This is a genomic window from Candidatus Cloacimonadota bacterium (assembly GCA_020532085.1).
Lineage (GTDB): Bacteria > Cloacimonadota > Cloacimonadia > Cloacimonadales > Cloacimonadaceae > Syntrophosphaera.
This window is the reverse complement of record JAJBAV010000062.1, coordinates 1-6765: the sequence shown is the minus strand read 5'-3', so window position 1 is coordinate 6765 and position 6765 is coordinate 1. Positions and strand designations below refer to the sequence as shown.

Here is a 6765-nt window from a genome sequence, read left to right as displayed (position 1 = left end):
GGAATATGGCGGCACAATCGACCTGCTGATAACCGATGTGGTCATGCCCAGGATGAACGGTCTCGAACTGGCCGAAAAGCTGGAATCACTGCGTCCCGGTCTCAAGAGATTGTTCATGTCCGGCTACACCGCCAACGTCATTGCCCATCATGGGGTACTCGACGACGGCGTCCATTTTCTGCAAAAACCCTTTTTGAGCAAACACCTGGCCGCCAAAGTACGGGAGGCCCTGGCCGCGGGCGCGAGTGGCCGGGAGGTCGGCTGAACCGGAAACATCGATGCGCATCGTACTGGCCGCGGCATCTCTCGACCGGTTTCGCGTGACAGGGATCCCACGGTCATTCGCCGCCTGGTCAGCCGACAGATGCGGGGGACGTTCATAACCATCGGATGATCCCAAGCATCCCGGATACCGATAACCCGTCAGCATGGAGAACAGAAATGATCCTTCCCGGTGAGCACAACAAAACTGACGAGCCCACACCGATCATGAAACGGCTGAAACTGGAAACCAGTACGCACCATGAGATACTGGCATCTCTTCCATTCTTTCAAAGGCTCATGGAGCATCGCCTCCCGCTGGCATCCTACCTCAATCAACTCCACGCCTTATCGATAATCCATGGCGTTTTGGAGGGGGAACTCGCAAAAACGCAGGAGGTGGCGGCCGTCTGGGATGACAGTTTGCGAAAATTGCCGCTGTTGGAAAGGGATCTTGCGCACTTCCAGCCTGGCCTGGCTTCGGACGCAAAGGAACCTGTTAACGCGGCCCTGGCCCTTGCCGATGCAATTCGGCTGCGGAGCGTTGAGCACCCAATCACCCTGGTTGGCTGTCTGTATGTTCTTGAAGGATCCACGCTCGGCAACCGGATGCACCAGCCGGATATAGCGGCAACCTACCAGTTGGAGGGAGTGAATGGCTGCCGCTACTATGCCAGTTACGGAGACCAGGTAGGTGCTCGCTGGCGGGCATTCTCCCAGTCGGTCAATGCTTTGCTGCACGATCCACCGAGCCACCAGGAAGTCATCGAGGCCGCTCGAGAAACCTTTTCCGGGTTAGAGCGGCTCTATCGAGCCCTTTACCCGCTTCAAAAGAGTGCCCCATCTTTGCATATAACCCGAATCAACCCGGAAGCCGGCAATCATCCGATGCCGCAGGATGATCGGGAAATGGAAGCCGCTCTGAAAGCGAGCACCCGGGGGTGGAATGCGTTCGGGTATTATTTTGAGCGCTATGGTGAACGGGGGAAGCGGTTTTCAGACAGTGACATCTGCTGGCTGGCCATGCTTTCGACCCTGGAGCCGGAAATAGTCAGGCAGCAGATCGATTGGCTCTGCAGGGTGCTGGCTTCTCGCGGCATGCCGACCATCCTGATGGAATACACCTTGCGATTCCTGCATGAAGAACTGTCCAGGGCCGTTCCGGAAAAACAGGCCAATTACCAAAAACTGCTCGATGCTGCCGAACATCTCAAAGAGAGAAGAGAAGCGATCATCCCCGCAGAGGCCGTGCAATCGCTGAAGGAGGAGTGGGAAAAATCTCTTGGCGGGGAAATGGCCCGAAAAGACAGCACTGCCGTGGAACTGTTGGTCTCCGCGATTGTCGACGAAACAGCCGGGATCGAAGGGAGCGTCACCGCCGTGCAAAGTTGGCTGACGGATGCACAACGATTTTCAGCGGAATGGACCAGTGCGGTCAATGCGACTCTGCAGCAAGCACAACAGGTTGCAGCTGAACGTTTGCAATACAACGATGGACGGGGGACACGCACCAATGATTGATGAAAACCTGTACCAGGGCTACCTGAAGGCGCTGCTCGCTGGTCAGCGCGCCGAGTGCCACGCAACCGTCCAGGGGTTGCTGGATTCCGGTATTGAGATCAAGGAGTTGTACGACCACCTGTTTCAGCGGAGTTTGTACCAGGGCTCTTCGTCGTTTCAAGTGGATTTGAGGAGCTGCTGGATAGGCGCAGCCAGCAGGTAGATGATGCTGATGAAGGTGTCATCGTTTCTGTATCCCCTGGCCCGGCATTTGGCGGCCTGGAAGATGCCGTTGAGCGCTTCGAGGCGAGCGTTGCTGTGGCCTGAATCCCAGCGGGAAAGGATGGCATCGCGGTGTCTGGTCACGGTGTTCAGGGCCGTGCGGACCGGTTTGAGCAGGTCGATGCCGGCGGCGAGCGAACGAGCCTCGTTGACAAACCTGGTCAGCCGCCATTTCGCTGCCTGCTTGGACTCGGCCCGGCGGACCCAGCGAAGCATCTCTTTGATGCGCCAGGCCTTGGCCGTCTGCAGATCCATGGCGACCAGTTCGTTCAGGGCGGCAACCTGCGCTTCGGTGAAGGAACCTTCGGCATTCTTCAGCGTGGCCCAGCGGCTGGCCTTGGGCATGCTGGTTTCCTTGGTCTCGGCAAGGCGAACGTCCTTGACGGCGTTGGTGAACAACTGCACCACATGAAACCAGTCCACCGTCTGGGCACTGTTGGTGAAATGAGTCTTCACCCCGGCAATGAACGCGCCCGACATGTCGGAGACCACCTCGACCACGTTCTCGGCTTTCCCGCCACGGGCAATCAGGTGTTCCTTGAAGGCCTTCAGGTTCGCCTTGCCCTTGCCGGGAACCGCAAAGACAACCGGCCGTTCCTTGCGGTCAAGATCAATGAACACGGTAACATACCGCTGCCCCTTGTGCGCCTTGGTTTCGTCCAGGGCAAAGGCCTTGAGGGTGCTCAGGTCCAGCTTGGTCATGGCGGCATTGACGTAATGCAGGACAATGCGCCACAGCTTCTTGTCGGTCATCCCCAGGATGCGGGCCGTGGTCAGCACCGGCATCTCCCGGGCCAGAACCAGGGCCGCCTGCTCGAACAGCAGGGTGAACTTGCTCCCTTTGCGGGCCCAGGGCACCTCGATCCGCCGGACATCGTGCTGCGGGCAGCGAACCCGGGGGACGGCAGCGGTGATGAGGCAGTGATGCTGGAAGAAGTTGAGATGGCGCCAGGTCATCTCCTTGTAGTCGTGGGCCTGGCAGGACGCACCACACACCGGGCAGGGAAAGCGTGATCCCCGCTGGGCTCGAATGGTCAGGCGCAGCTCATGGGGTGTCGTTTCCGTGACCAGCTCCTGGCTGACGATTTCCCATGGTTCCTGCAGTCCGAGCCCTAAGGTGATGATATCCCTGCTGTGCATGACCCCTCCCGTCATTTGGTGTGGATTTGATCCCTGTATACATCAAATCCACACCAAATGACGAGGAACCAATTTTTCATTGTTCCCTCCATACGTTTCATTTATCTGGTTTAACCTACTGAATTTATAGAACTTAAACTTTCGCAGGTCTGTCTTTTCTTCAGATTGCCCTGTACCCGGCAGAGGTTTTTTGGCTCGACCAGCTTTGCCCCACGCCAACACCAAGCAGCACTGCAAAGGTTATGGCCACAGCCGGTATTTGCAGGCTGAAGTCAACAAAGGAATGCAGACCGACCAGCAGTCCCGCGCTACAACCGACCATCGAATACACCCGATCTCTTTTGCGGCGGAAGGCCCCTGCCAGGCAGCGGAAACTGAGGCTGAACAGCATTGCAAACCAGAGCAGTCCGGCCGGCCAGCCAAGATCGAACAATGTTTCCAGCCAATCATTGTGCGCTTTGTCCCAATGGCTCGTCAGCTCGTCCGCAAACATCGGGAAAACAGAAGCAAAGCTGCCGGCGCCATAGCCATTCCAGGGAGCGGCCTGAATGGCCTGCCAGACCTGCTGGTACATGACCAGCCGCCCTTCCTTTTCCAGATCGGTCCCGAGCAGTCGGTGCTGCCAGCCCTCGCCACTGAGGAGATAGGCGGCCAGCAGCCCCACAGGCAGACAGAGGGCCAAACACCGGCTTATCCAGCCTTTTTCCCGCCAGCGTACATTTGCCAGGTACATCAGGCAGAAAAGACCGATCAGCCCGCTGGTCACCCCGGCGCGCGAATGCGTCAGGAAGAGGGCGGTAAGCAGGACGAGAATGCTGGTCAGCATGACCGCCCCCTTGCTGAACGCATGGTGCAGCAGAAAGCCCAGCCGGTCGCGTCCCGTTCGTTTACTTTCCAATCCCCGCTGCAGGCTCGCCTGGTAGAGGCCGATGGCGCAGAGGAGACTCAAGCCGGCCAGGGTGGCGTAGCTGTTGCGGTTGATCAGTGTGGCGGAAAGGTCACGCCGGGTGACCGTATGCTCCACCCAGAGGACCCGATCAAAACCACCCCAGTGCACCACCAGGCCATAGACCGCGTACACCGTTCCGGAAATGACCACAGCCATGAGCAACCATTTTGCGTACCGTTGCTCCTGCCCGAATTGAAACGCCAGCCAGAACACTGCACCATAGGTGGCCAGGCGAAGCAGGCTTTCGATCGCCGAGCTTCGGGCGAGCGTCAAGGCACCCGGATCAGGTGCTGTGCCCAGGGTTGCCGTTACCTCCCACCACAGCGGGTTGCCTCCAAACTCCGAGAGGATAGGGGATGCCTGCAGGCCGATCCAGCCAAGGACGAGGGTAAAACAAACAGCCTCCGGCCAGATGCGCCGTAGATCCGCTCTGGTCCCGGTGAAAACAAACGCCTGTCCCAGGTTCCACAGGAAGGCGAGCAGCAGAAAACAAGTCGCGAAAAATGCCTGGCTGAGCGAATGCACTCCGCCGAAGGGGAGGGGGGCCAGGACAATGATCGCGACATAAGGCCAGAACAGTGATGCCGAAAATTTTCTAAACCTCTGCAATGAAAAACCGTAAATCCCGTTTTGAGGTCCATCCCGAATGAACCGGGGAAGGAAACGTTCTGCCTGTTCCGATTCCAGTGCCCAGGAGTTGATCCTCGAGGGTGGTGTGCGGGCTGTTCATGCCGGTCGCTCGTCAGATCGCCTGAAAAATCGGGAGGGAGCGGGTAGTGTCTCTGGCAATTTCTGTCAGCTCTTAACGGGTTGAGATAGCACTATGCGTGCCAACTTGGGCGAGATTGGCGTAAGCCGTTGCGGAGAGGGCGGCGGGACAGGGAAAAACACGGTAACAGCTTAAAATAATAAGGTTAGATTCTTTTGCCCCGGGGGGCGTTGGTGGCGCTTCGATAAGTGACCGAAGCTGGCGGGAAAAACGCTGAATTGTCAAAATGAATAAAACGAAGACAATAGGTATCAAATTGAGAACAACAGCTTGGGTTGGGTGGGGGTAAGGGGAATATTCTGTGTGGGTGCGCAGCGGTGATATCGATATTTTTACCTTGCTTTTCTTTTCTGATTCTCTATAGTTCCTTCATCTTTTCCGGCTCATTTTCAATGAGATACCCCTATTCAGGGACTAGCTGAGCACGGTTTTCGTGTTCTTGCATTCCAGGTATGATGGCGGCGCTGTTGTTTCCGTTCGGGACGTCTCATCGCTGAGGCGAACGTTCCCCTTCATCCGGCAGCAATGCGCTTAATGGCCTGCGATTCTGTTTTCCGTATCGCCTGCCCGCCTGCCTTTCTTCTTCTTTCCCGCGTTGTCGCTGAACTGACCTGCCGCCGTGTTGCGGCTGATGGTTCCGGCACACTCTCTTTCCCTCACCGGCGCTGATCCGTCAGTCCCCCGGTTTCATCGATACCCACCCCACCCATCCATCGGGAGCGAACCACCATGCTCCCGGCGGAGCCATGCGTTGTCGCTCCCATTTTTTTTGAGGAGGCACCACCATGGCACCACTGCAGGAACAGATCCAGGCCATCAACCAGCGCTTGCGCGCCTTCGGCATCGAAGCGGTCCAGGAGATCCGCATGACCGACCGCGACGGCAAGACCATCGGTCAGGTCAAATACGGCTACCGGCCGCAGTACGTCTTTGACAGCGTCAACGAGGTGCTCGGCCCGGAGAACTGGCGCTACGAACTGACCCGCGAGGAGATCTTCGAGAACCAGGCGGTCGCCGAGGTCCGGCTCTATGTCCGGGTCGACGGTGACTGGCTGTGCAAGGGCTCGCACAAGGGCCAGATGCAGATCGTCAAAGGCAATGTCGGCGACGCCCAGAAAGGGGCGATCACCGATGCCATCCAGAAATGCATGTCGCTGCTGTCCATTGGCAGCGATGCCTACAAGGGTCTGCTGAAGCACGTCTTCCAACCGTCCAGCAGGCCGTCGTCGACCCCACCGCCACCACCAACCAGTCAGCCCGCAGGCCCACCGCCTGTTGGCTCCGATCCCACCGTTGACCTGCCCAAGATCGCCGGCGTCACCTTCGAGCACCGTCAGGGCGTGATCCTCGCCATGGGCGAGCACCTCTATGACAAGAAGGAACTGCTCAAGGCCGCGGGCTTTCAATGGGACAAGACCGGCAAGGCCTGGCTGAAGAAAGCCGCCTGACCAACCCAACCCAACCCCGGAGGGAGTGAGACCATTCCCTCGGTGGGAACTGGTGTCTCCTCCCTCATCCATCCAAGAGGAGACCACCATGTCGGACCAGATGCTCACCACCCTGCATGCCGCCCTGCAGCAGCTTGCCAGCCAGCAGACCGCAGCCACGCTCGGCGACCGCAGCACCTATCTCGGTGCCTCGGACATCGGCGCCTGCCCGCGCAAAACCATTCTCGGCAAACGCAACGCCCCGGAAGCCGACCTGATCACCCTGCTGCGCCACCGCCGCGGCCACATGGCCGAGGAGATCGTGGCCGCAGCCTTCGCGGTCGCCGGCTTCGCCAACTTCCAGCGCCAGGTCGAGGTACGCCACCCGGGCGACATCCCGGTCATGGCCCACCTGGATTTTGTGTTCGTCTCGGAGG

At 58.5% G+C, this 6765-nt stretch carries 6 protein-coding genes; 4 read left to right on the top strand and 2 right to left on the bottom strand.

Going from position 1 to position 6765, the window contains the following annotated elements:
• Together LHW45_10640 and LHW45_10635 are read left to right on the top strand one after the other, a co-directional pair.
• Positions 1-265, top strand: a 265-nt coding sequence (locus LHW45_10640) for a response regulator (GenBank protein MCB5286026.1), incomplete at its 5' end; no start/stop codon positions are given.
• Between the two features lie 176 nt (positions 266-441).
• Positions 442-1782, top strand: a complete 1341-nt coding sequence (locus tag LHW45_10635) for a biliverdin-producing heme oxygenase (protein MCB5286025.1) — start codon at positions 442-444, stop codon at positions 1780-1782.
• Between the two features lie 156 nt (positions 1783-1938).
• On the opposite strand, the gene LHW45_10630 is transcribed toward LHW45_10635, so the two are convergent.
• Positions 1939-3183 (bottom strand): ISL3 family transposase, encoded by a 1245-nt coding sequence (locus LHW45_10630; GenBank protein MCB5286024.1) that lies wholly within the window; start codon positions 3181-3183, stop codon positions 1939-1941.
• A 160-nt stretch (positions 3184-3343) separates the two neighbouring features.
• Entirely contained in the window at positions 3344-4741 is a 1398-nt protein-coding gene (locus LHW45_10625) for an O-antigen ligase family protein (GenBank protein MCB5286023.1), read from the bottom strand.
• Between the two features lie 945 nt (positions 4742-5686).
• Here LHW45_10625 and LHW45_10620 point away from each other — a divergent pair.
• Both LHW45_10620 and LHW45_10615 read left to right on the top strand, forming a co-directional pair.
• Complete coding sequence (locus LHW45_10620) at positions 5687-6349, top strand: hypothetical protein (GenBank protein ID MCB5286022.1); 663 nt, start codon at positions 5687-5689, stop codon at positions 6347-6349.
• 88 nt (positions 6350-6437) lie between these two features.
• A partial coding sequence (locus tag LHW45_10615; protein MCB5286021.1) for a hypothetical protein occupies positions 6438-6765 on the top strand: 328 nt, incomplete at its 3' end.

What these genes read in the sequence shown, in the direction of transcription:
- LHW45_10635 (MCB5286025.1), top strand. Translation starts at nt 442, where the DNA reads ATGATCCTTCCCGGTGAGCACAACAAAACTGACGAGCCCACACCGATC.
- LHW45_10630 (MCB5286024.1), bottom strand. Translation starts at nt 3,183, where the DNA reads ATGCACAGCAGGGATATCATCACCTTAGGGCTCGGACTGCAGGAACCA.
- LHW45_10620 (MCB5286022.1), top strand. Translation starts at nt 5,687, where the DNA reads ATGGCACCACTGCAGGAACAGATCCAGGCCATCAACCAGCGCTTGCGC.